This is a genomic window from Curtobacterium sp. ABR8, assembly GCF_057812125.1.
In genome coordinates this window covers 2,678,561-2,701,857 of record NZ_CM173818.1, presented here as the reverse complement: position 1 = coordinate 2,701,857, position 23,297 = coordinate 2,678,561, and the positions used below count along the sequence as shown (strand labels likewise).

21 protein-coding genes are annotated in these 23,297 nt (G+C 70.7%); 15 read left to right on the top strand and 6 right to left on the bottom strand.

What is annotated here, in order from left to right; genetic code table 11:
• The 4 genes from sdhA to ACXKZB_RS12760 form a co-directional block, all read right to left on the bottom strand.
• Entirely contained in the window at positions 1-1,794 is a 1,794-nt protein-coding gene (gene sdhA / locus ACXKZB_RS12775; protein WP_111086629.1) for a succinate dehydrogenase flavoprotein subunit, read from the bottom strand.
• Between the two features lie 49 nt (positions 1,795-1,843).
• Entirely contained in the window at positions 1,844-2,290 is a 447-nt protein-coding gene (sdhD, locus tag ACXKZB_RS12770; protein ID WP_111086628.1) for a succinate dehydrogenase, hydrophobic membrane anchor protein, read from the bottom strand.
• Positions 2,291-2,301: 11 nt separating this feature from the next.
• A complete protein-coding gene (sdhC, locus tag ACXKZB_RS12765; protein ID WP_222658055.1) occupies positions 2,302-2,751 on the bottom strand; it encodes a succinate dehydrogenase, cytochrome b556 subunit in 450 nt (149 codons plus the stop codon).
• Between the two features lie 78 nt (positions 2,752-2,829).
• Positions 2,830-4,065 carry a glycosyltransferase family 4 protein gene (locus ACXKZB_RS12760; protein WP_261783900.1) on the bottom strand — a complete coding sequence of 412 codons (1,236 nt, stop codon included), beginning with the start codon at positions 4,063-4,065 and terminating at the stop codon, positions 2,830-2,832.
• 188 nt (positions 4,066-4,253) lie between these two features.
• On the opposite strand from ACXKZB_RS12760, the gene ACXKZB_RS12755 reads away from it, so the two are divergent.
• The 13 genes from ACXKZB_RS12755 to ACXKZB_RS12695 all read left to right on the top strand — a co-directional run bounded on the left by ACXKZB_RS12755 (position 4,254) and on the right by ACXKZB_RS12695 (position 18,444).
• Positions 4,254-5,369, top strand: a complete 1,116-nt coding sequence (locus ACXKZB_RS12755) for a mannose-1-phosphate guanylyltransferase (RefSeq protein WP_396288870.1) — start codon at positions 4,254-4,256, stop codon at positions 5,367-5,369.
• 198 nt (positions 5,370-5,567) lie between these two features.
• The gene (locus tag ACXKZB_RS12750) at positions 5,568-6,632 is read left to right on the top strand and encodes a BMP family lipoprotein (RefSeq protein WP_222658053.1); all 1,065 of its coding nucleotides are present in this window, start codon (positions 5,568-5,570) and stop codon (positions 6,630-6,632) included.
• 113 nt (positions 6,633-6,745) lie between these two features.
• Complete coding sequence (locus ACXKZB_RS12745) at positions 6,746-8,266, top strand: ABC transporter ATP-binding protein (RefSeq protein ID WP_123313759.1); 1,521 nt, start codon at positions 6,746-6,748, stop codon at positions 8,264-8,266.
• Positions 8,267-8,321: 55 nt separating this feature from the next.
• Complete coding sequence (locus ACXKZB_RS12740) at positions 8,322-9,683, top strand: ABC transporter permease (RefSeq protein WP_488823356.1); 1,362 nt, start codon at positions 8,322-8,324, stop codon at positions 9,681-9,683.
• Complete coding sequence (locus ACXKZB_RS12735) at positions 9,680-10,969, top strand: ABC transporter permease (protein ID WP_488823355.1); 1,290 nt, start codon at positions 9,680-9,682, stop codon at positions 10,967-10,969. The genes ACXKZB_RS12740 and ACXKZB_RS12735 overlap by 4 nt, the downstream gene beginning before the upstream one ends.
• A gap of 19 nt (positions 10,970-10,988) precedes the next feature.
• Complete coding sequence (locus ACXKZB_RS12730; protein WP_222658050.1) at positions 10,989-11,471, top strand: cytidine deaminase; 483 nt, start codon at positions 10,989-10,991, stop codon at positions 11,469-11,471.
• Positions 11,472-11,476: 5 nt separating this feature from the next.
• On the top strand, positions 11,477-12,775 hold the full coding sequence (locus ACXKZB_RS12725) for a thymidine phosphorylase (RefSeq protein WP_488823354.1): 1,299 nt from the start codon (positions 11,477-11,479) through the stop codon (positions 12,773-12,775).
• A 121-nt stretch (positions 12,776-12,896) separates the two neighbouring features.
• Positions 12,897-14,009: an adenosine deaminase gene (locus ACXKZB_RS12720; RefSeq protein WP_488823353.1), complete on the top strand. Its 1,113-nt coding sequence runs from the start codon at positions 12,897-12,899 to the stop codon at positions 14,007-14,009.
• A gap of 3 nt (positions 14,010-14,012) precedes the next feature.
• Positions 14,013-14,459 carry a PTS sugar transporter subunit IIA gene (locus tag ACXKZB_RS12715; RefSeq protein ID WP_222658048.1) on the top strand — a complete coding sequence of 149 codons (447 nt, stop codon included), beginning with the start codon at positions 14,013-14,015 and terminating at the stop codon, positions 14,457-14,459.
• A complete protein-coding gene (locus tag ACXKZB_RS12710) occupies positions 14,456-14,734 on the top strand; it encodes a PTS sugar transporter subunit IIB (RefSeq protein WP_123292189.1) in 279 nt (92 codons plus the stop codon). The genes ACXKZB_RS12715 and ACXKZB_RS12710 overlap by 4 nt, the downstream gene beginning before the upstream one ends.
• Before the next feature lie 88 nt (positions 14,735-14,822).
• Positions 14,823-15,665, top strand: coding sequence for a purine-nucleoside phosphorylase (locus ACXKZB_RS12705; RefSeq protein WP_488823352.1), 843 nt, complete (start codon positions 14,823-14,825; stop codon positions 15,663-15,665).
• Positions 15,662-17,326, top strand: coding sequence for a phospho-sugar mutase (locus tag ACXKZB_RS12700; protein WP_488823351.1), 1,665 nt, complete (start codon positions 15,662-15,664; stop codon positions 17,324-17,326). Before ACXKZB_RS12705 ends, ACXKZB_RS12700 begins: the two co-directional genes overlap by 4 nt.
• Positions 17,327-17,772: 446 nt before the next feature.
• Entirely contained in the window at positions 17,773-18,444 is a 672-nt protein-coding gene (locus ACXKZB_RS12695) for a hypothetical protein (RefSeq protein ID WP_488823350.1), read from the top strand.
• Positions 18,445-18,529: 85 nt separating this feature from the next.
• Here ACXKZB_RS12695 and ACXKZB_RS12690 read toward each other — a convergent pair whose 3' ends face one another.
• Together ACXKZB_RS12690 and ACXKZB_RS12685 are read right to left on the bottom strand one after the other, a co-directional pair.
• Positions 18,530-20,314 (bottom strand): acetyl/propionyl/methylcrotonyl-CoA carboxylase subunit alpha, encoded by a 1,785-nt coding sequence (locus ACXKZB_RS12690; protein ID WP_488823349.1) that lies wholly within the window; start codon positions 20,312-20,314, stop codon positions 18,530-18,532.
• A 79-nt stretch (positions 20,315-20,393) separates the two neighbouring features.
• Complete coding sequence (locus ACXKZB_RS12685) at positions 20,394-21,173, bottom strand: Maf family protein (protein WP_222658042.1); 780 nt, start codon at positions 21,171-21,173, stop codon at positions 20,394-20,396.
• Between the two features lie 14 nt (positions 21,174-21,187).
• Here ACXKZB_RS12685 and ACXKZB_RS12680 point away from each other — a divergent pair, with 14 nt between their 5' ends.
• Positions 21,188-22,447 (top strand): class I SAM-dependent RNA methyltransferase, encoded by a 1,260-nt coding sequence (locus tag ACXKZB_RS12680; protein ID WP_488823348.1) that lies wholly within the window; start codon positions 21,188-21,190, stop codon positions 22,445-22,447.
• A 131-nt stretch (positions 22,448-22,578) separates the two neighbouring features.
• Positions 22,579-23,295, top strand: coding sequence for a response regulator transcription factor (locus tag ACXKZB_RS12675; RefSeq protein ID WP_123313748.1), 717 nt, complete (start codon positions 22,579-22,581; stop codon positions 23,293-23,295).
• Positions 23,296-23,297 lie beyond the last annotated feature (2 nt).

The following is a 23,297-nucleotide window of genomic DNA, read 5'->3' as shown; positions in this document are numbered from 1 at the left end:
TCAGTACTTCCTCTCCATCGGCTGGTACCGCGTCACGACGACCGGCTTCCAGTCCAGCGTGATGTGGTCGTCGGCGAGTGACGAGTGCGGGTCGCCCGTCAGGTACGCCATCGTGTGCTGCATGTAGTTCTCGTCGTCGCGCTTCGGGTAGTCGTCGCGCATGTGGCCGCCGCGGCTCTCCTTGCGGTTGCGGGCCGAGTAGACGACCACCTCGGCCAGGTCCAGCAGGAAGCCGAGTTCGACGGCTTCGAGCAGGTCGGTGTTGAACCGCTTGCCCTTGTCCTGCACGGAGACCTGCATGAAGCGGTTCCGGAGCGTGTGGATCGTCTCGGTGACCCGGGCGAGGGACTCGTCGGTGCGGAACACCTGGGCGTTCTTGTCCATCTCGTCCTGCAGTTCCTTGCGCAGGACGGCGATGCGCTCGGTGCCGGTCGACGCGCGCAGCTGGTCGAGCATGGCTCGGACACCGGCTGCGGGGTCCTCCGGGAGCGGGAGGAACTCGGCGGTCTTGACCCACTCGGCGGCGTTGTTGCCCGAGCGCTTGCCGAAGACGTTGATGTCGAGGAGCGAGTTCGTGCCGAGGCGGTTCGAGCCGTGCACGGACACGCAGGCGCACTCACCGGCCGCGTAGAGCCCGGGGACGACGGTGGTGTTGTCGTAGAGCACCTGCGCGTCGGTGTTCGTCGGGATGCCGCCCATCGCGTAGTGCGCGGTGGGCATCACCGGCACCGGCTCGACGACGGGGTCGACGCCGAGGTAGGTGCGGGCGAACTCCGTGATGTCCGGGAGCTTGGTCTCGAGGACCTCGGCGCCGAGGTGTGTGCAGTCGAGCAGGACGTAGTCCTTGTTCGGACCGGCGCCACGGCCCTCGGCGACCTCCTGCACCATGCACCGGGCGACGATGTCGCGGGGCGCGAGGTCCTTGATGGTGGGGGCGTAGCGCTCCATGAAGCGTTCACCCGAGGCGTTGCGGAGGATCGCGCCCTCACCACGAGCGCCCTCGGTCAACAGGATGCCGAGGCCCGCGAGCCCGGTCGGGTGGAACTGGAAGAACTCCATGTCCTCGAGCGGCAGACCCGTGCGCCACACGATGCCGACGCCGTCGCCGGTCAGGGTGTGTGCGTTCGAGGTCGTCTTGTACATCTTGCCGAAACCGCCGGTGGCGAAGATCATCGCCTTGGCGTGGAAGACGTGCAGCTCACCCGTGGCGAGTTCGAACGCGACGACCCCGGCCGGCTGCTTGCGCGTGACGCCGTCCTCGCCCACGACGTCGACCATGATGAGGTCGAGCGCGTAGAACTCGTTGTAGAACTCGACGCCGAGCTTGACGCAGTTCTGGAACAGCGTCTGCAGGATCATGTGGCCCGTGCGGTCGGCCGCGTAGCACGCCCGGCGGACGGGTGACTTGCCGTGGTCGCGGGTGTGACCGCCGAACCGGCGCTGGTCGATCTTGCCCTCGGGCGTGCGGTTGAACGGCAGGCCCATGTTCTCGAGGTCGATGACTGCGTCGATCGCCTCCTTCGCGAGGATCTCGGCGGCGTCCTGGTCGACCAGGTAGTCACCGCCCTTGATCGTGTCGAAGGTGTGCCACTCCCACGAGTCCTCTTCGACGTTCGCGAGGGCCGCGGCCATCCCGCCCTGCGCCGCACCGGTGTGCGAGCGGGTCGGGTAGAGCTTCGAGATGACGGCCGTCTTCGCCTTCGGGCCGGCCTCGATCGCGGCACGCATGCCCGCGCCTCCTGCGCCGATGATGACGATGTCGAACTGGTGGTGGTGCACGGTGGTCTCGGTCACAGGGGTCTTTCCGTAGACGGTGGGAAGGCGGTCGGCAGCGGGGATGGTGCTACTGCGCCGGGCAGAAGGAGGGCAGGTCCGCGGCGGCGGCGCCGGCGGGGCACGGGTCGAACGTCCAGCAGACGAGCAAGCCGAGGACGATCAGCACCACGCACGCGATGAGGATCGCGGCGAGGAGCGTCTTCCGGATGCCCGGCTTCGACACGTAGTCGTTGACGATCGTGCGCATGCCGTTCGAGCCGTGGATGAGCGCCAGGACGAGCATGAGGGAGTCCCACACCTGCCAGAACGGGTTGGCCCACTTGCCGGCGACGAAGGCGAAGTCGATCTGCTTGACGCCCTCGCCCGCCACCATGTTGACGAAGAGGTGGCCGAAGATCAGCACGACGAGCAGGACGCCCGAGCCGCGCATGTAGATCCAGCCCCACTTCTCCCAGTTGGTGGAGCGGCGGGCGGCCGAGGCGGAACGGGGAGGTTCGACGATCTGCGTGGTCATCAGGTGCCCCTCTAGTTGAAGTCCGCGAAGAGGTTCATGAGCTGGCGGGGCAGGAAGCCCGCGATCGCGATCGCCCACAGGACGATGACGATCCAGAACATGGCCCGCTGGTACTTCGGCCCCTTGGACCAGAAGTCGACGAGGATGATCCGGAGCCCGTTGAACGCGTGGAACACGATGGCCATCACCAGGGCGATCTCGCCGAGGTTCATGATCGGCGTCTTGTACGTGCCGATGACCGCGTTGTACGCCTCGGGGGAGAGCCGCACCAGCGCCGTGTCGAGGATGTGCACGAGCAGGAAGAAGTAGATCGCGACACCGGTGATCCGGTGCAGGACCCACGACCACATGCCGGTCGATCCGCGGTACAGCGTGCCCTCGAGCTTCCGAGAGGCGCGAGGCGCCTCGATCGTGACGTCGGGGACGGCGGTCGCCGTACCGCCGCCGGTGGGCTCAGCCATGAGCTCGTCCTTCCGTAGGACGGGCTCGCCCGATCGGCGAGCCCTTGCCGTTCGCGTTCGTGTGGAACACGACCCATCCTATGCTCGGGCGCTGACCTTCTCGTCCCGACCGGCCCGCAGGCCCCGACCGACGGGCGGCGCGCCGATGGTGCGAGCCGTGTCGTGGTGCCCGAGGAGCTGGTCGCCGACGGCCTCCCACGTGGTGCCCTCGACCCGGAGACGGCCCGCGGAACCCATCCGATCCGCGAGTGCGCGGTCGTGGTGCAGCCGCAGGACCGCCTGCCGCAGGGCCTGCGGTGCGTCGGGATCGTAGAGCTCGCCGTCGAGTCCGGGGGCGACGAGGTCGAGCGGACCGCCCGACGCCGGCGCGATCACGGGCAGCCCCGAGGCGTGCGCTTCCTGGAGGGTCTGCCCGAAGGTCTCGGCCGGACCCGTGTGCACGAACAGGTCGAGCGAGGCGTACGCGTCGGCGAGGGCGTCGCCGCGCAACGGTCCGGTGAAGGTGACGTCGAGGTGCCGCAGTCGTCGCTCGAGCAGCGTCCGGGACGGCCCACCGCCGGCCACGACGACGCGGATGCCGGGGATCCCGCCGAGCTCGGCGAGCCGTTCGACCTCCTTCTCCGGGGCCAGCCGCCCGACGTAGCCGACGATCGTCTCGCCGTCCGGCGCGATCCGGCGTCGGAGCGCTCGCACGTGGGCGGACTCCCGCCGGGCCGGGTGGAAGAGCTCGGTGTCGACGCCGCGACCCCAGCGGGCGACGCGGGGCACGCCGTCCTCGGCGAGCATCGCGGCGGTCGCGCTCGACGGCGCGAGCGTCAGCGAGGCGCCGGCGTGGATGCGTCCGAGGATCCTCCGCACCAACGGGACGGTCGCGGTCAAGCCGTTGCGGCGGGCGAACCCGGCCACGTCGGTCTGGAAGACGGCGACGGAGGGGATGCCGAGCCTCCCGGCTGCCGTGATCGCGCGCCCGCCCAGCAGGAACGGACTCGCGGCGTGGAGCACGTCGGCGCCGGAGGCGGCGAGGATCGTGTCGAGCACCGGGTGGGGGAGTGCGACCGGGAACTGCCGGTACGCGACGGCGGGGACCCGGTGGACGTCGAAGGAGCGGTAGCGCTCGACGCTGGTGCGCGAACGGAACTGTGCGAGTCCCGGGGTGTCCGGTGCGATCACGACCGCGCGGTGGCCACGGCGCTCCAGGTGGTCGAGGACCGCGAGGACGCTGGTGGTCACGCCGTTGAGGGTGGGCAGGAAGCTCTCGGTCACGACGGCGACGGTCCGGGGGGACGTGCCGCGCTCCACGCTGCGTGCGCTCATGGTGCTGCCCATGCTCCGGGCGCCACGTGACCCCGCGGGGCCGACGACGTGAACGGGGCGGAGGCGACGGGTGAACAACGCGACGCCGTCGCCGCGCGCACGCTCGACACTGCCCTGCGGGAGCCCGCATGCGGGAATCGTGCGGAGACCACCCAGGATCCACGCCGTGGGACCGGTACGGTGAGCGCGTGGCTGACGCTCTCGAAGACTTCTACGCGATCATCCCCGCAGGGGGCATCGGATCGCGCCTGTGGCCGCTGTCGCGCGCGGACGCACCCAAGTTCCTGCACGACCTGACGGGGTCCGGTGCCTCGCTGCTCCGGCAGACCTGGGACCGGCTCGCCCCGCTGGCGGGCGAGCAGCGGATCATGGTCGTGACCGGACGGGCGCACCGCGTCGCCGTCGAGTCGCAGCTGCCCGGGGTCGAGGACCACAACGTGGTGCTCGAGAGCGAGCCGAAGGACTCCACGGCGGCCATCGGCCTCGCCGCGGCGATCCTCGTCCGCCGCGAACCCGACGTCGTCATCGGGTCCTTCGCCGCCGACCACGTGATCGGTGACGCCCGCGGCTTCCGCCGTTCCGTGCGCGAGGCCGTCGCGGTGGCCCGCGCGGGCTACATCACGACCATCGGCATCACGCCGACCGAGCCCGCCATCGGCTTCGGCTACATCCACGCGCACGGCGACACCCTGGACATCGAGGGCGCACCGACCGCGCACGCCGTCCGGTCGTTCGTCGAGAAGCCCGACCTGGACACCGCACGCTCCTACGTCGAACAGGGCACGTACCTGTGGAACGCGGGCATGTTCATCGCCCGCGCCGACGTGCTGCTCGAGGAGATCGGCCGGAACAACCCGACGCTGCTCGCCGGCATCAACGAACTCGCGGACGCCTGGGACACCTCGGCCCGCGGCGCGGTCGTCGACGCGGTGTGGCCCACGCTCGAGAAGATCGCGATCGACTACACCGTCGCCGAGCCCGCCGCCGCTGCCGGACGCATGGCCGTCGTCCCCGGCGACTTCGACTGGGACGACGTCGGCGACTTCGCCTCGCTCGCCAAGCTGCAGTCGGGTGGTCGACCGAACAACCTCGCCGTCCTCGGCGACGGCGCGCGCATCCTCGCCGACTCGTCGAGCGGCATCGTGATCTCGCACAGCCAGCGGCTCATCTCGCTCATCGGGGTCGAGGACATCGTCGTCGTGGACACCCCCGACGCGCTGCTCGTCACGACCAGTGCGAACGCCCAGCGGGTCAAGGGCGTGGTGGACGCGCTCAAGATCAGCGGCCGCGGCGACGTCCTGTAGCGCTCCACCGACAAACCCCTCGAACTGGGGGTCAGCGGGTGACCCCGCGTTACGGGCGCGTTTCGGCGCGGTCGCGATCCCGTAACCGATCCTCCGGACCGGGGCAACGGGTCCTGTACCGGCCGGGCGGTCGTGTACTGTCGCCACGATCGCCCGGAACGCACGTGGTCCGGGCACGCTCCCCGGAGGAACCCACCCGTGACATCTCGTACCCGACGCGTCGTCCTCAGCGGCTTCGCGCTCCTCGGCACCGCCGCCGTCCTCGCCGGTTGTGCCTCGGCGCCGTCCGACACGACGACCGCCAAGAAGACCGACTTCCGCCCCTGCATGGTCTCCGACGCCGGTGGCTTCGACGACAAGTCGTTCAACCAGCTCGGCTACGAGGGCATGAAGGACGCCGCCAAGGAACTCGGTGCCACCTACAAGGAGGCCGAGTCGAAGGACGCCACCGTCTACGACTCGAACATCGAGCAGCTCATTGGCCAGAACTGCAACCTCGTCGTGACCGTCGGCTTCAACCTCGCCGACGCCACGAAGAAGCAGGCCGCCGCGAACCCCGACACCGACTTCGCCATCATCGACGACAGCTCGATCGACGCGGAGAACGTCAAGCCGATCACGTTCGACACCTCGCAGGCCGCGTTCCTCGCCGGCTACGCCGCGGCGTCGTACTCGAAGACCGGCGTCGTCGGCACCTTCGGTGGCATGCAGATCCCGACCGTCACCATCTTCATGGACGGCTTCGCGGACGGCGTGAAGTACTACAACGAGCAGAAGGACAAGGACGTCAAGGTCGTCGGCTGGAACGTCGACACCGGCAAGGGTTCCTTCACCGGTGGCTTCGAGGCCGGCACGCAGGCCAAGTCGGTCGCGCAGACGCTCCTCGACCAGGACGCCGACGTGATCCTGCCCGTCGGCGGCCCGATCTACCAGTCGGCTGCCGAGGCCATCAAGGACGCCGACAACGGCTCCGTCCTGATCGGTGCGGACAGCGACCTCTACGAGGCCGACCCGCGCTACAAGGACATCGCCTTCACCTCGGTCGAGAAGGGCATGCGCCCGGCCGTGAAGGACGTCGTCGAGCAGGCGGCGGACGACAAGTTCTCCAAGACCCCGTACGTGGGGACGCTGAAGAACGAGGGCGTCGGCATCGCGCCGTTCCACGACTTCGAGTCGAAGGTCGACAAGAGCCTGCAGGGCGAGCTCGACGACGTGAAGGCCGGCATCATCGACGGCTCGATCAAGGTCAAGACCCAGTCCTGACCCGACGGACGCGGGCGAGGGGCTTCCCTCGCCCGCGTTCTCGTGCGCCCGAGTGGTGCACGCGAGACCGTGCGCCCGCGTGGCGCACTCGAGACAGAAATAGACTCCCGAACATGAAGCTCGAACTCCGCGGCATCACCAAGCGGTTCGGCGCCCTGGTCGCCAACGACCACATCTCGCTCACCGTCGAGCCGGGTGAGGTCCACTGCCTCCTGGGTGAGAACGGCGCCGGCAAGTCCACCCTGATGAACGTGCTCTACGGCCTGTACGACGCCGACGAGGGCGAGATCCTGCTCGACGACGTGGTCCAGGACTTCGACGGCCCGGGCGACGCCATGCGCGCCGGGATCGGCATGGTGCACCAGCACTTCATGCTCGTGCCCGTGTTCACCGTCGCCGAGAACGTCATGCTCGGGCAGGAGCAGACCACCTTCGGCGGCCGACTCGACCTGGCCGGTGCCCGCAAGCGCGTCAAGGAGATCTCGGACCGGTTCGGGTTCGACGTCGACCCCGACGCCAAGATCGAGGACCTGCCCGTCGGCGTGCAGCAGCGCGTCGAGATCATCAAGGCACTGTCCCGTGACGCCTCCGTGCTGGTGTTCGACGAGCCGACGGCCGTGCTCACCCCGCAGGAGACCGACGAGCTGATGGGCATCATGCGCCAGCTCCGCGAGGCCGGCACCGCGATCGTCTTCATCACCCACAAGCTCCGCGAGGTCCGCGAGGTCGCCGACCGCATCACGGTGATCCGGCTCGGCAAGGTCGTCGGTGAGGCATCGCCCACCGCGACGAACAACGAGCTCGCCGCCCTGATGGTCGGGCGCGCCGTCTCGCTCGTCGTCGACAAGACGCCGTCGACCGGTGGCGAGGACGCCCTCGTCGTCGAGGGCCTCACCGTCACCGACCCGTCGGGCATCGTGCTCGTCGACGACGTGTCGTTCTCGGTCCGTCGCGGCGAGGTGTTGGCGATCGCCGGGGTGCAGGGCAACGGCCAGACCGAGCTCACCGAGGCGATCCTCGGCCTCGAGCCCGTCCACGCCGGCCGCATCACGCTGGACGGCAAGGAGCTGACCGGCCGCAGCGTCAAGCAGGTGCTCGACGCCGGCGTCGGCTTCGTCCCCGAGGACCGCAAGGAGGACGGCCTGGTCGGCGAGTTCACCATCGCGGAGAACCTCATGCTCGACCGGTCCGACCACGACGCGTTCGTCCGTGCCGGCACCATCCGCGCCGCCGAGCGCGACGCCTTCGCCGACGAGAAGATCGCCGAGTTCGACATCCGCACGCCGGGCCGCGCGACCGCTGCCGGCCGGCTGTCCGGTGGCAACCAGCAGAAGATCGTCCTCGCCCGCGAGCTCAGCCGCGAACTCCGGCTCTTCGTCGCCGCGCAGCCCACGCGCGGTATCGACGTCGGGTCGATCGAGTTCGTGCACAAGCGCATCGTCGCCACCCGCGACACCGGTGTGCCCGTCATCGTCGTCTCCACCGAGCTCGACGAGGTCGTGGCACTGGCCGACCGCATCGCCGTCATGTACCGCGGCGGCATCGTCGGCATCGTGCCGGCGACCACCCCGCGAGACGTCCTCGGCCTCATGATGGCCGGCGAGATCCCAGAAGGAACGGAGCTGGCCGCATGACCGGTTCGGCCGGCGAGATCCAAGCCACATCCACGACCGGAACGGAGCTGGCAGCGTGACCGCGCAGGACCCAGACAACACGCAGCCCACCGCCGGCACCGAGGCCGATGCCCCGCTCACCGACGACCGCCTGCAGGAGGCGCCGGAGACCCCGCACCTGATGACGGACTCGGCCGACGACACCGAGCGCCGCAACGGCGCCCCCGGCACCGACCGCTGGCACGCCGCCCTGCAGAGCATCCTCAACGGGTCCGTGCTCGTCACGGTCCTCGCCGTCGTGCTCGCGCTGGTGGCCTGCGGCATCCTCATCGCGCTGACGGACGAGAACGTCCGCGCCACCGCGGGCTACTTCTTCGCCCGCCCGGCCGACATGCTCCAGGCCATCGGCACCGCGGTCGGCGGCGCCTACGCCTCGCTGTTCCAGGGTTCGGTGTTCAACTTCGGCGCCGACAGCTTCCAGCAGGCCATCGGGCCGCTCACCCGCTCGATCGACTACGCGGTGCCGCTCGTCGTCGCCGGGCTCGGGATCGCGCTGTCGTTCCGCGCCGGGCTGTTCAACATCGGCGGCCAGGGTCAGATCCTGATGGGTGCCGCGGCGGCCGGGTGGGTCGGCTTCTCGTTCGACATGCCCGCCGCGATCCACATCCCCCTCACCATCGTCGCCGGCATCGTCGGCGGTGCGGTCTGGGGCGGGATCGTCGGTGTCCTCAAGGCCCGCACGGGCGCGAACGAGGTGGTCGTCACGATCATGCTCAACTACGTCGCGCTCTACCTGGTCAGCTACCTGCTCCGCACCCCGGGCCTGCTGCAGGCCCCGGGCAGCAGCAACCCGATCTCGCCCGCCACGAAGGACAGCGCCCTGCTGCCCCAGCTCTTCGGTGTGCGGTACGGGGTGGACGCCGGGTTCATCGTCGCGATCCTCGCGGTCGTCGTGGTCTGGTGGCTCGTCAACAAGTCCTCGCTCGGCTTCCGGTTCCGCACCATCGGTGAGAACCCCCGTGCCGCCCGCGTCGCCGGCATGAGCGTTCCGGCGCTGACGATCTGGGTGATGGTCATCTCCGGTGCCCTGGTCGGCATCGCCGGTGCCTACCAGGTGCAGGGCGCCGTCACGACGGGCTTCACCTCGGGCATCGACGCCGGCATCGGCTTCGACGCGATCACCGTCGCGCTGCTCGGCCGCTCGAAGCCGTGGGGCGTGTTCTGGGCCGCGATCCTGTTCGGCGTGCTGAAGAACGGTGGCTACGCGATGCAGGCCGCCAACGGCATCCCGATCGACATCGTCGGCGTCATCCAGGCCCTCATCGTCCTGTTCATCGCGGCGCCGCCGCTCGTCCGCGCGATCTTCCGGATCCCGCAGCCGGGAGCCCGCCAGCGCACGAAGACGAGCAAGAACAGCAAGAAGGCGGTCGCCGCGTGAGCACCCTCAGCCCCACCGCGGCGCCCGCGTCGCCCCTGTCCGACCGTCCGGTCGAGACGACCCGCAGCTGGAAGCTCCCGATCGGGTACGGCGTGTTCACGCTGCTCGCGGTCGTGTTCTTCGTCCTGCTCAGCCGCACCGGCACGACGACCTTCCGGCTCGCGAACGCCGGGGACTTCATCGCCCTGCCCAACGTGCCGCTGTCCGCGGCACCGACCGGCTACGTGGTCGTCGTGCTCCTGGCGATCGCCACGGTCTACGCCGTGGTCGAGGTCCGCGCGTACCGGCACGTCCCGCTCTGGGTCACGTCGGTCTTCGCGATCGTCTTCGTCGTCGGCTTCCTGACGTGGGCAGCTGCCGGCGCCACGATCCCGCTGCCCGGCCTGCTGGTCGGTGCGCTCGGACTGAGTGTCCCGCTCGTGTTCGGTGCCCTCGGCGGCGTCATCTCCGAGCGGGTCGGCGTGGTCAACATCGCCATCGAGGGCCAGTTCCTCGCCGGTGCGTTCACCTCGGCGCTCATCGCGTCGATCACCGGCTCCGCGTGGGTCGGACTCGTCGGTGCGCTCGTCGCCGGTGTGCTCGTGTCGTTCATCCTCGCCGCGTTCAGCATCAAGTACCTCGTCGACCAGGTGATCGTCGGTGTCGTCATCAACGCCCTCATCTCCGGGCTGACCGGGTTCCTGTACTCGCAGGTGCTGTCGCCGAACGAGACCACGCTGAACACCGGCATCCGGTTCCCGAAGTTCGAGATCCCGCTGCTCCACCAGATCCCGGTCATCGGCCCGGTGTTCTTCGAGCAGAGCGTCATCGTCTACCTGGCCTACGTCGCCGTCGCGGTGGTCACCTTCGGCCTGTTCAAGACCCGCTGGGGCCTGCGCCTCCGCGCGGTCGGCGAGCACCCGCAGGCGGCCGACACGGTGGGCATCAACGTCACGAGCACCCGGTTCTGGAACGTGTCGCTCGCCGGCGCGATCGCGGGCCTCGGTGGCGCGTACTTCACGCTCGACGCGGTCGGGCCGTTCACGAAGGACATGACCGCGGGCGCCGGCTACATCGCCCTGGCCGCCGTCATCTTCGGCCGCTGGGACCCGATCAAGGCCACGCTCGCCGCCCTGCTGTTCGGCTTCGCGTCGAACCTGCAGAACACGCTCGGGGCGATCGACTCGCCCGTGCCGAGCGAGTTCCTGCTCATGCTGCCGTACGTGGTGACGATCTTCGCCGTGGCCGGCCTGGTCGGCCAGTCACGCGGCCCCGCCGCGTCCGGCAAGCCCTACATCAAGAGCTGACGGCCTGGAGGCACGGCACATGACCGACACGCACGAACCAGGTGACCAGGCGGTCACCGCCACCGCCCCTGCGGACGCAGCCACGGGCCTCCCGGTCGACGACGTGGACTGGACCGCCCTGCGGACGGCAGCGACCGCCGCGATGCGGCGCGCCTACGCGCCGTACTCGTCGTTCCCGGTGGGCGCCGCGGCGCTCACCGACGACGGACGGATCGTCTCCGGCTGCAACGTCGAGAACGCGTCGTACGGGGTGACGCTCTGCGCCGAGTGCTCGCTCGTGTCGCAGCTGCACATGACCGGTGGCGGCAAGCTCGTCGCGTTCACGTGCGTCGACGGCGACGGCGCCACCCTGATGCCGTGCGGCCGCTGCCGCCAGCTGCTGTTCGAGCACTCGACCGAGGGCATGCTCCTCGAGACGGTCTCGGGCATCCGCACCATCGACGAGGTCCTGCCCGACGCGTTCGGGCCGCGCACCCTCGCCACCTACCAGCAGGAGCACTGATCCACATGGCCGTCGAGCCGTTCGACACCGTCGACCTCATCCGCACGAAGCGATCCGGTGGCGCCCTGAGCACCGCCGAGGTGGACTGGCTCGTGGACGCCTACACGCGCGGCTACGTCGAGGACCCGCAGATGGCGGCGATGGCGATGGCCGTCTTCCTGAACGGGATGGAGCGGCGCGAGATCAAGGACCTCACGCTCGCGATGATCGCGTCGGGGGAGCGGATGTCGTTCGGTTCGCTCGGCAAGACGACCGTCGACAAGCACTCCACCGGCGGCGTCGGCGACAAGATCACGCTGCCGCTCGCGCCGCTGGTGGCGTCGTTCGGTGTCGCAGTGCCGCAGCTGTCCGGTCGTGGCCTCGGGCACACCGGCGGGACGCTCGACAAGCTCGAGTCGATCCCCGGGTGGCAGGCCGCGCTGTCGAACGACCGGATGATGGAGATCCTGTCCGACGTCGGCGCGGTCATCTGCGCCGCTGGCTCGGGCCTGGCACCCGCCGACAAGAAGCTCTACGCGCTCCGCGACACCACCGGCACCGTCGAGTGCATCCCGCTCATCGCGTCGAGCATCATGTCGAAGAAGATCGCCGAGGGCACCGGTGCGCTCGTGCTCGACGTGAAGTTCGGGTCCGGGGCGTTCATGCCCACGTACGAGGCATCCCGCGAGCTCGCGCAGACGATGGTGGACCTGGGCAACGACGCCGGGGTGAAGACCTCGGCGCTGCTGACCGACATGGAGGTCCCGCTCGGACTGACCATCGGCAACGCGCTCGAGGTGCGGGAGTCGGTCGAGGTCCTGGCGGGCGGCGGTCCGGCCGACGTGGTGGAGCTGACGGTCGCGCTCGCGACCGAGATGCTGACGCTCGCCGGACTGCCGGACGCCGACCCGGCCGCGGCGCTGGCCGACGGCCGCGCGATGGACACCTGGCGCCGGATGATCCGGGCGCAGGGCGGGGACCCCTCCGCCGCGTTGCCGGTCGCCCGGGAGCAGCACGTCGTGACCGCGCCGTCGTCCGGTGTGCTCGCGCAGCAGGACGCCCTGCCGTTCGGTGTCTCGGCCTGGCGCCTCGGTGCCGGCCGCGCCCGAGCACAGGACCCGGTGCAGGCGGGTGCGGGCATCGAGCTGCACGTCAAGCCCGGTGACACCGTGTCCGAGGGACAGCCGCTCTGGACGCTGCACACCGACGACGCGTCACGGATCCCGCGGGCGCTCGAGTCGCTCGAGGGTGCGTGGTCGATCGGCTCGTCCGACGCTGCGGTCGCTACCCGCGGGCCGATCGTGCGGGAGCGCATCGGGTCCTGAACCCGGCCACCTGTCGAACCGTCAGGCTCCCTGCGCCGCTGTGGGGAGCCTCCAGTCCGTTCCGGTGTGTGTTGTGCACAGGTGCCTGCGCGCGGTCGGTGACCACCGATAGCCTGGTCGCATGAGCGCCGATGCCCCGACCTACCGCCTGCCCGACGCCGGAGCGGTCATCAACGACCTGCCGAAGGTCTCGCTGCACGACCACCTGGACGGCGGTCTGCGCCCCGCGACGATCGTCGAGCTTGCCGGTGCCGCGGGCGTCACGCTGCCGACCACCGACCCCGAGGCACTCGGTCAGTGGTTCGCGGACCAGTCCAACTCCGGCTCGCTCGTCGAGTACCTCAAGACGTTCGACGTCACCACGTCGGTGATGCAGACCGCGCCGCAGCTGACGCGCATCGCCCGCGAGTTCGTCGAGGACCTGGTCGCCGACGGCGTCGTGTACGGCGAGGTCCGGTGGGCCCCGGAACAGCACCTGCAGGGCGGGCTGACGCTCGACGAGACGGTCGAGGCCGTGCAGGCCGGCATCGAGGACGCGGTCGACGCCGCTGGTGGCCGCATCCGAGTCGGCCAGCTCGTCACCGCGATGCGGCACGCCGACCGCTCGCTCGAGATCGCCGAACTCGCCGTGCGGCACCGCGACGCCGGTGTCGTCGGCTTCGACATCGCCGGTGCCGAGGCCGGGTTCCCCGCCTCGAACCACCGCGCCGCGTTCGACCACCTCGCGTCCGAGCTCTTCCCCGTCACCGTGCACGCGGGCGAGGCCGACGGGCTCGCCTCCATCCGGTCCGCGCTCGTCGACGGCCGCGCGCTGCGCCTCGGGCACGGTGTCCGGATCTTCGAGGACGTCACGCTCTCCGACGCCGGTGACGGCTCGACGCTGGCCTCCCTCGGCGAGGTCGCATCGTGGGTCCGCGACCGCGAGATCCCGCTCGAGGTGTCGCCGTCCTCCAACCTGCAGACGGGTGCGATCGCCGCCTGGGGTGACGACCTCGCCGACCACCCCTTCGACGTGCTCTACCAGCTCGGGTTCCGGGTCACGGTGAACACCGACAACCGCCTGATGAGCGGGACGTCGCTGTCGAAGGAGCTGGCACTGCTCGCGGGCACGTTCGGCTACGACCTCGACGACCTGGCAGCGTTCCAGATCAACGCCGCACTGGGCTCGTTCCTGCCGCTCGAGGACCGCGAGGAGATCATCGCCACCATCACCTCCGGGTACTCGGAGGCCTGACGCATGGGACTGCCGCCGCTGCCGGACGCCGCCGTGCTCCTCGGGGCCACCGCGCCCACCTGGCGTGACGCGATGCGCCTGGCCGGCGGCGCGCTCGTCGCGTCCGGAGCCGCGACCGACGAGTACACCGACGCCATGGTCGGCATGGTCGAGGAACACGGGCCGTACATCGTGATCTCCCCGGGACTGGCGTTCGCCCACGCCCGGCCGGGTGGCGCGGTCCTGCGCGACGGGCTCGCCGTGGTGACCCTGGCGTCGCCGGTGGCGTTCGGTCACCCGCACAACGACCCCGTCCGCGTGGTCCTGGGGCTCGCGGTCGCCGGGGTGGGGACGCACCTCGAGTCCATCGGCGAGATCGCGAACCTGTTCAACGACCAGGCCGTCACGGGGCGGATCGCCGACGCGACGACGGCGGACGAGGTCCGCACGATCATGGGGGTGTCCGCGTGAAGATCGTGACCATCTGCGGTGCCGGCATCGGTTCGAGCGGCATCCTCAAGGTGAACGCCGAGAAAGCGCTGTCCGCACTCGGCCTGCAGGCATCGGTCGTCGCGGCCGACGTGGCCTCGGTACGGGACGTGTCCGACGACGCCAACGTGATCCTCACCAGTCAGGAGTTCGTCGAGGCGATCGGTGACACCTACGCCGAGGTCATCGTCATCCGGAACCACTTCGACCAGGGCGAGATCACGGCGGCGGTGGACCGGGCGCTCGGCGAGCACTGAGGCGGGTGCGGCCACGGCCGCTGCGGCGGCCGCTGCGGCGGCGCTGCGGCGGGCGCTGCGGCGGCCGTCGGCCCTTTAGAGTTGGGGCATGAGCACCGAGAACCCGCTGAACGACCCCGCTGCCGACCCGTTCGAGGTCGCGAGCGACGCCGCTGCCGTCATCGCCGCGAAGTCCGGCATCGAGCGGCACGACATCGCCCTGACCCTCGGCTCGGGCTGGGGCAGGGCCGCCGACATCATCGGTGAGACCGTGTCCGAGATCCCGGCGGACCAGGTCCCCGGCTTCAGCGCCTCGGCCGTGCCCGGACACTCCGGCACGATCCGGTCGATCCGCCTCGCGGACGGCCGCCACGCGCTGGTCATCGGGGCCCGCACGCACTACTACGAGGGCCACGGGGTCCGTCGGGTCGTGCACAGCGTCCGCACCGCTGCGGCGACGGGTGCTTCGATCATGGTGCTGACGAACGGTGCCGGTGGCATCAAGGAGCACTGGACGCCCGGCACCCCCGTGCTCATCAGCGACCACATCAACCTCACCGCCGACAGCCCGCTCGAGGGTGCGACGTTCATCGACCTGACCGACCTGTACTCGGCCCGTCTGCGGGACGTGGCGCGGTCGGTCGACCCGTCCCTGGACGAGGGCGTCTACACGCAGTTCCGCGGGCCGCACTACGAGACGCCGGCCGAGGTGCAGATGGCGAAGACCATCGGCGGGCACATCGTCGGCATGTCCACCGCGCTCGAGGCCATCGCCGCCCGTCAGGCCGGCATGGAGGTCCTCGGGTTCTCGCTCATCACGAACCTGGCGGCCGGCATCCAGAAGACGCCGCTGTCGCACACCGAGGTGCTCGAGGCCGGCAAGCAGGCCGAGCCGGTGATCGCGGACCTCCTCGCCCGTGTGGTGACCGCTCTCGGGCAGCCGGCCTCGTGAAGATCGACCTCGACCACGTGCTCGGGACCGCACGGTCCTGGCTCGCGCAGGACCCCGATCCGGAGACCCGCGACGAGCTCGCGGCCGCGATCGACGCCGCCGCCGACGGTTCCGGTCCGGCCGTGCAGGCCCTCGCTGCACGGTTCGGGGGACGGCTGCAGTTCGGCACCGCCGGACTCCGTGCCGAGCTCGGCTACGGTCCCCTCCGCATGAACCGGGTCGTCGTGACCCAGGCGGCCGCAGGGCTCGCGCGCTTCCTGATCGACACCGGCCGGTCGCGCAGTGTCGTCATCGGCTACGACGGCCGCGTGAACTCCGACGTCTTCGCCCGCGACTCGGCCGAGGTGATGCGCGGTCTCGGGCTCGAGGTCACGCTGCTGCCGGGTGCCCTCCCCACACCGGTGCTCGCGTTCGCCGTCCGGCACCTCGACGTCGGCGCCGGGGTGATGGTCACCGCGAGCCACAACCCGCCCCGCGACAACGGCTACAAGGTGTACCTCGGGCAGGACGACGACGGGTCGCAGATCGTGCCGCCCGTCGACGGCGAGATCGCGGACGCCATCGACGCCGTCGCGGCACGGTCGATCACGGACCTGCCCCGGGGCACCGACTACACCGTCGCCTCGTCGGCTCTGCTCGACGCCTACGTGGCCGCCACGGCCGCGACCGTCGCCCCGCCGGCACTCGGACCCGAAGCGCAGCCGAAGGTCGTCTACACGGCGATGCACGGTGTCGGGTGGGAGACCGCGCGTGCGGTGTTCGCCGCCGCCGGGTTCGCGGAGCCGGCCGTCGTGCCGGAGCAGATCGAGCCGGACGGGGCGTTCCCGACCGTGTCGTTCCCGAATCCCGAAGAGCCGGGCGCGATGGACCTGGCGACCGCGCGCGGTGTCGCCGTCGGCGCCGACCTCGTCATCGCGAACGACCCCGATGCCGACCGGCTCGCGCTCGCGATCCCGGACGGGTCCGGCTCCTTCCGGAGGCTCTCGGGCAACGAGGTCGGTTGGTTGCTCGGGTGGCGGGCTGCCGCTCGGGCGTCCGAGGCGGGGACGACCGGCACACTCGCTGCGTCGATCGTCTCGTCGCCGGCGCTGGCCCGTGTCGCCGCCCGCCACGGCCTGGAGTACCGGGACACCCTGACCGGCTTCAAGTGGGTCTCGCGCGTCCCCGGGCTGCTCTTCGGGTACGAGGAAGCGCTCGGCTACCTGGTGGACCCCGAGGTCGTGCGCGACAAGGACGGCATCTCCGCGGCGCTGTCGCTGCTGTCGCTGGCGTCGGACCTCGCCGCTGCCGGATCGTCCATCGCCGGGCAGCTCGACGCCTTCGCCGCCGAGTTCGGGGCGTTCGCGTCGGGGCAGGTCGCGACCCGAGTGGACGACCTGTCGCGCATCGGGGAGATCATGGCGTCGCTCCGATCCACGCCGCCGACGTCGCTCGGCGGGCTGGAGGTCCTCACCGTGACGGACTACGTCGACGGGGTGGAGGGCTTCCCGCCGTCGGACATCCTGCGCTACGACCTGACCGGCGACGCACGGGTGATCGTCCGGCCGAGCGGGACCGAGCCCAAGGTGAAGGTCTACATCGACACGGTCGCGGAGACCCCCGCCGAGGCGCAGCGGCTCGTCGACGCCCTGGCGAGCTCGGTCCGCCCCTTGGTGTCCTAGGGAGTCGGTCCGCCCGAACCAGGTTCCGGACACAGCACCGCGCATCTTCGCGGTGCTGTGTCCGTTCCGCAGTGTCGCGTAAGCCCGGTACCGCTCCACAACGGCAACGGATCGGCTGGTTCTCCACAGCGACCGGGGCATCGTGGCACGAGGCGCGGCCCGGACGACACGCTGGCCCGATGGAACGACTCACGCTGATGACGACACCGCTGGACAGTACGGCGGCTCGGAGCGTGCGGCGCAGAACCGAGCGGGGCGAGCTCCTCCGGATCGGCCACGGGGTGTCGACATCCGCCCAGGCGTTCCGCGATGCGTCGGAAGCGGTTCGTCACCGGGCCCGGATCGACGCCGTCCTCGCAGCTTCCAGGCCGGGGCTGATCGTCTCCCACGCGTCAGCAGTCGTCATGCACGGGCTGCCCTGGTTCGGGCCGCTCCCGGATCGTGTCGTGCTCACCGATCCGACTCGCGACCGTGCGCAGCGGTTGCGGTTCAGCGACAAGGTGCCAGCGCGTGGTCGGGACGTGGCGACCGTGCTGATCGACGGGGTCGAGACGACGGACCTTGTGACGACGGCCGTCGACGTCGCGCTCCGATCTGACCGTGGCCACGCCCTGGTCGTCCTCGACGCAGTGCTCGGACGAGGGGTCGATCGTCACGAGCTGCTCACAGAACTCGAGTCACGACCGACCCGCCGAGGCGTCCAGCGGGTCCGTGCGCTCCTCGGGCTCGCGGACGGTCGGATCGAGTCCGTCGGTGAGAGCCTCGCGCAGTTGGTGATGCACGACCTCGGGCTGCCGCGGCCGGAGCTGCAACACGAGTTCTCCCTGGACGGACGACGCACCGCGCGGGTCGACTTCTGGTTCCCAGAGCACGGGGTGGTCGTCGAGTTCGACGGACTCGTCAAGTACCGCGTCGGCGATGTGCGGGGCACGCGGACCGCAGAAGAGGTGGTCGTCGCGGAGAAGTTCCGAGAAGACGCGGTGCGTTCGGTGCCGGGTGTCCGGGGTCTTGCGAGGCTCACCTGGCGGGAAGTCCTTCCCGGCGGGGACGCTCCGTCCACGCTCCGGAGATCCGGGCTCCCGGTCTCGCTGGCGATCCGAACGACGCCGTCCTGGTGACACACCGTGGAACGGACACAGCACCGCGCAATTGCACGGTGCTGTGTCCGGAACCTGGTTCCGGGGGGAGAGGTAGAACGCCGGGCTACGCCAGCTCGAGCAGCACGTGGCCGGACGAGACCGTCTGACCGACCGGGGCGTTCAAGCCGGTGACGACACCGTCCTTGTGGGCCTGCACGGGCTGCTCCATCTTCATGGCCTCGAGCACGACGAGCAGGTCGCCCTTCACCACGGTGTCACCCTCGGCGACCGCGAGCTTCACGACGGTGGCCTGCATCGGCGACGCGACGGACCCACCGGACTTCGCGATGCCGCCCTTGACCGCCGACGAGCGGCGCTTCGGGGGAGCGGAGGGGCCGGCCGGACGACGACCGGCGACACCGGCGGCGGAACCGCCACCGACGATCGACGGCATGGTGACCTCGATGCGCTTGCCCTGCACCTCGACCACGACGGAGTCGCGCGACGCCGGTGCCGGCAGTTCCTCGGGGGAGCCGCTCCACGCCGGGATCTCGTTGACGAAGTCGGTCTCGATCCACTGCGTGTACACGGAGAACGGCGAGGAGTCATCCGTCGCGAACGCCGGGTCCGACACGACCGCACGGTGGAAGGGGAGCACGGTCGGCAGGCCGGTCACCTCGAACTCGGCGAGTGCTCGCCGGGAACGCTCGAGCGCCTCGGCACGGGTGGCGCCGGTGACGATGAGCTTCGCGAGCATCGAGTCGAACGAACCGGAGACGACGTCGCCGCTCACGACGCCCGAATCGACACGGACACCGGGGCCGGACGGCGCGTTGAACGCGTGCACGGGGCCGGGCGCGGGGAAGAAGTTGCGGCCCGGGTCCTCGCCGTTGATGCGGAACTCGAACGAGTGGCCGCGCGCGACGGGGTCGGAGTAGTCGAGCACGCCGCCCTCGGCGATGCGGAACTGCTCACGCACGAGGTCGATGCCGGTGACCTCTTCGGAGACGCAGTGCTCGACCTGCAGACGGGTGTTGACCTCGAGGAACGACACGGTGCCGTCGGCCCCGATGAGGAACTCGCAGGTGCCGGCGCCGACGTAGCCGACCTCGCGCAGGATCGCCTTCGACGATTCGTACAGCCGCTCTTCCTGCGCGGGGGTCAGGTACGGCGCGGGTGCTTCCTCGACGAGCTTCTGGTGTCGACGCTGCAGCGAGCAGTCGCGGGTGGAGACGACGACCACGTTGCCGTGCTCGTCGGCGAGGCACTGGGTCTCGACGTGACGCGGCTTGTCGAGGTACTTCTCGACGAAGCACTCGCCCCGACCGAACGCCGCGATGGCTTCACGCGTCGCCGACTCGAACTGCGAGGCGACCTCCTCGCGCGTCCGTGCGACCTTCAGGCCGCGTCCACCGCCACCGAAGGCCGCCTTGATGGCGACCGGCAGGCCGACCTCGTCCGCGAACGCGATGACCTCGGAGGCGTCCTTGACGGGCTCGATGGTGCCGGGGGCGAGCGGCGCCCCGACCTTCTCGGCGACGTGGCGCGCGGAGACCTTGTCGCCGAGGCGCTCGATCGACTCCGGCGACGGGCCGATCCAGGTCAGCCCGGCGTCGATGACGGCGCGGGCGAAGTCGGCGTTCTCGGCCAGGAACCCGTAGCCCGGGTGCACGGCGTCCGCACCGGAGCGGCGGGCCACCGAGATGATCTTGTCGATGACGAGGTAGGTGTCGGCGCTCGTGGTGCCGTTCAGCGCGTAGGCCTCGTCGGCGAGGCGTGCGTGGAGGGCGTCACGGTCCTGGTCGGCGTAGACCGCGACCGATGCCTTGCCTGCGTCGCGGGCCGCGCGGATGATGCGGACGGCGATCTCGCCGCGGTTCGCGATGAGGACCTTGCTGATACGGGGCATGAGACATCAGCGTATTCGTGCGACGGGGGGACGAATTGACTGGCACCCACAAAGAACCACCCCGAAGAGGTGCGGATGTCTACAGTGACCAGAGGTCGTGCCAGGCGATCCCGAAGCCCCGGAGCAGCATCGAGCGCAGCACCGGCAAGGACATCCCGATCACCGCGGACGGCGCCCCGTCGATCCGCGTGATGTACGCCGCCGCCCGCCCGTCGATGGTGAACGCCCCCGCGACCTCGAGCGGCTCGCCCGTCGCCACGTACGCGTCGATCTCGTCGGCGGACACGTCGTCGGCGAACGTCAGCACCGCGCTGTCCACGGCGACCACGCGGTCCCCGCCGGCGGCCAGGGCCGACCCGCCGGGCGCGACGTCCCCCAGCTCCGGCACGCCGGCAGGAGACGTCACCAGGCTGCGGACGGGAGGCACGGGGCGGGCCGCATCCGGGCCTCCCGTCCGCCCCGTTGCCGGGTCCAGGTCGCGGCGCCGGTCGACGACGCAGTGCCCACTCCACAGCGTCCCGCCGCCGGCGGCGAGCATCTGCCGCCAGCGCTCCCGGGCCACGGCCGGGTCGTGCGGCTTGCCGTACAGGCGCCCGTCGACCTCGAAGGCGGAGTCGCCGCCGAACACGAAGCCGTCGACCGGCGAGCCGGCGACGTCGGCGTCCGCGACCGCCGACGCCTTGGCGACGGCGAGCAGCGACACGAGTTCCGGACCGGTCAGGTCGCGGCCGAGCGCGGCGGCCGCTGCCGCTGCTGCGGCGTCCTCGTCGACCCCGGGGGACACGAGCACGGGCTCGATCCCGGACTGGGCGAGGAGTGCTCGGCGGGCGGGGGATGTACTCGCGAGGTACAGACGCATGGGACCATCTCACCATGGGTGAATCCGTCGGAACGCTGCTCGAACTCGACGTCACCGGGATCGCCCACGGCGGCATCTCGGTGGCACGGCACGAAGGTCGGGTGGTCTTCGTCTCGGACGCGATCCCCGGGGAGCGCGTCGTCGCCCGGGTGACCGAGGACCGGAAGAAGTCGTTCTGGCGCGCCGACACGGTCAGCGTCGTCACGCCGAGCGAGCACCGCGTCGACCACGTCTGGGCCGAAGCCGCACTCGACCGCGACCCCGAGACGCGCCCGGGTGGTGCCGAGTTCGGCCACATCGCCCTCGCCCACCAGCGCACGCTGAAGCACGACGTGCTCGTCGACTCGTTCTCGCGGTTCGCGCACACGGACCTGGCGTCGGTGCTCGGCTCGGACGTCGTCGTCGAGGCCGCGCCCGGGGACGACGCGGCGAACGGCCTCGGGTGGCGCACCCGGGTCCGGCTGCACGTCGACGAGCACGGTACCGCCGGACCGTTCGCGGCCCGTTCGCACTCCGTCATCCCCGTCACCAGCCTGCCGCTCGCGAACGCCGCGGTGCAGCAGAGCGCACCGCTCGGTCGTGGGGTGATGCCCGGTTCGTCGGTCGTCGACGTGCTCGCGCCGAGCGGTTCCGAGGGCGCCCGGCTCGTCATCGACGAGCAGAAGCCCACCGTGGTGACCGAGGTCGTGGGGGAGCGCACCTTCGAGGTCGACGACAACGGCTTCTGGCAGGTGCACCGTGCCGCGGCGTCGGTGCTCACCGAGGCCGTGCAGGACCTGGTCGACCGCGACCGGCTCGACCCCGAGGGCACCCACCTGGACCTGTACGGCGGCGTCGGCCTGCTGGCCGCCGCCCTCGGCGACCTCGTCGGACCGAAGGCGCGCATCACGAGCGTCGAGAGCGCCGCGCGCGCGACCGAGCACGCGCAGGAGAACCTCGCCGAGTGGCTCGGTGCCCGTGCCGAGACCGGGCGGGTGGACCGCTGGCTCGCGAACACGGTGGCGAACGCCTCGCGCGCCGAGAAGGACCGGTTCGCCGCCGGCACGATCGTCCTCGACCCGCCGCGCGCCGGAGCCGGTCGGCAGGTCGTCGAGCAGATCGCAGCCCTGCAGCCGTCGCAGGTCGTGTACGTCGCCTGCGACCCCGTCGCGCTCGCCCGGGACGTCGCCACGTTCGCCGACCTGGGGTACAAGCTCGAGGCGCTGCGGGCGTTCGACCTGTTCCCCCACACGCACCACCTGGAGGCCGTGGCGCGCCTGACGCCCGCGCGCTGACGGGGATCCACGGGGTTTCGTCCGCGTGGCGCGCCTCGTTTCCCCGGACCTGAGTCCAGCCTGGGTATCCTGGGCGCTGATGGCGAACCGGTTTCAGGGGCCGGGGACGCGCATCGGAACGAGAGGCCACAGTGGGAGCAGGAACGACAACCGCAGCCGAGACGACGGGCGCGGCCACCAGGCCGGTCCGGGTCGCGATCGTGGACGACCACGAGTCCGTGCGACTCGGGATCCAGGCGGCGTGCCAGAACGAGGGCTTCGAGGTGGTGCTCACCGCCGCGAGCGTGCCCGAGTACGTCCAGAACCTCGACGGGCGCGAGGTCGACGTCGTCGTCCTCGACCTGTCCCTCGGTGACGGTTCGACCGTGACCGAGAACGTCAAGGGTGTGCAGGGGACCGGTTCCGCCGTCCTCGTGCACTCCATCGCGGACCGCGTCGCCAACGTCCGCGAGGCACTCGCAGCAGGGGCTGCCGGTGTCATCCCGAAGTCGTCCGCCACGAAGACGGTGATGGCCGCGGTCGCCACCGTCGCCCGCGGGGACGTGCTGAACAATCTCGAGTGGGCGAGCGCCATCGACGCCGACCGGGACTTCGCGAAGGCCCAGCTGGGCCGGCGCGAGCGCGAGATCCTGCACCTGTACGCCTCGGGCCTGCCGCTCAAGCTGGCGGCGCAGCAGCTCGGCATCGGGTACTCCACGGCGCGCGAGTACCTCGACCGCATCCGCGTGAAGTACGTCGAGGTCGGTCGCCCGGCCCCGACGAAGGTCGACCTGCTGCGACGGGCGGTCGAGGACGGCATCCTCCCCGGCCTCGACTCGGGCATCGACCCCGACGGCGACGGTCGCTGAAC

Coding starts and splice junctions, on each gene's coding strand:
- sdhD (WP_111086628.1), bottom strand. CDS start 2,290: ATGACCACGCAGATCGTCGAACCTCCCCGTTCCGCCTCGGCCGCCCGC.
- sdhC (WP_222658055.1), bottom strand. CDS start 2,751: ATGGCTGAGCCCACCGGCGGCGGTACGGCGACCGCCGTCCCCGACGTC.
- ACXKZB_RS12760 (WP_261783900.1), bottom strand. CDS start 4,065: ATGAGCGCACGCAGCGTGGAGCGCGGCACGTCCCCCCGGACCGTCGCC.
- ACXKZB_RS12745 (WP_123313759.1), top strand. CDS start 6,746: ATGAAGCTCGAACTCCGCGGCATCACCAAGCGGTTCGGCGCCCTGGTC.
- ACXKZB_RS12730 (WP_222658050.1), top strand. CDS start 10,989: ATGACCGACACGCACGAACCAGGTGACCAGGCGGTCACCGCCACCGCC.
- ACXKZB_RS12725 (WP_488823354.1), top strand. CDS start 11,477: ATGGCCGTCGAGCCGTTCGACACCGTCGACCTCATCCGCACGAAGCGA.
- ACXKZB_RS12720 (WP_488823353.1), top strand. CDS start 12,897: ATGAGCGCCGATGCCCCGACCTACCGCCTGCCCGACGCCGGAGCGGTC.
- ACXKZB_RS12715 (WP_222658048.1), top strand. CDS start 14,013: ATGGGACTGCCGCCGCTGCCGGACGCCGCCGTGCTCCTCGGGGCCACC.
- ACXKZB_RS12705 (WP_488823352.1), top strand. CDS start 14,823: ATGAGCACCGAGAACCCGCTGAACGACCCCGCTGCCGACCCGTTCGAG.
- ACXKZB_RS12690 (WP_488823349.1), bottom strand. CDS start 20,314: ATGCCCCGTATCAGCAAGGTCCTCATCGCGAACCGCGGCGAGATCGCC.
- ACXKZB_RS12685 (WP_222658042.1), bottom strand. CDS start 21,173: ATGCGTCTGTACCTCGCGAGTACATCCCCCGCCCGCCGAGCACTCCTC.
- ACXKZB_RS12680 (WP_488823348.1), top strand. CDS start 21,188: ATGGGTGAATCCGTCGGAACGCTGCTCGAACTCGACGTCACCGGGATC.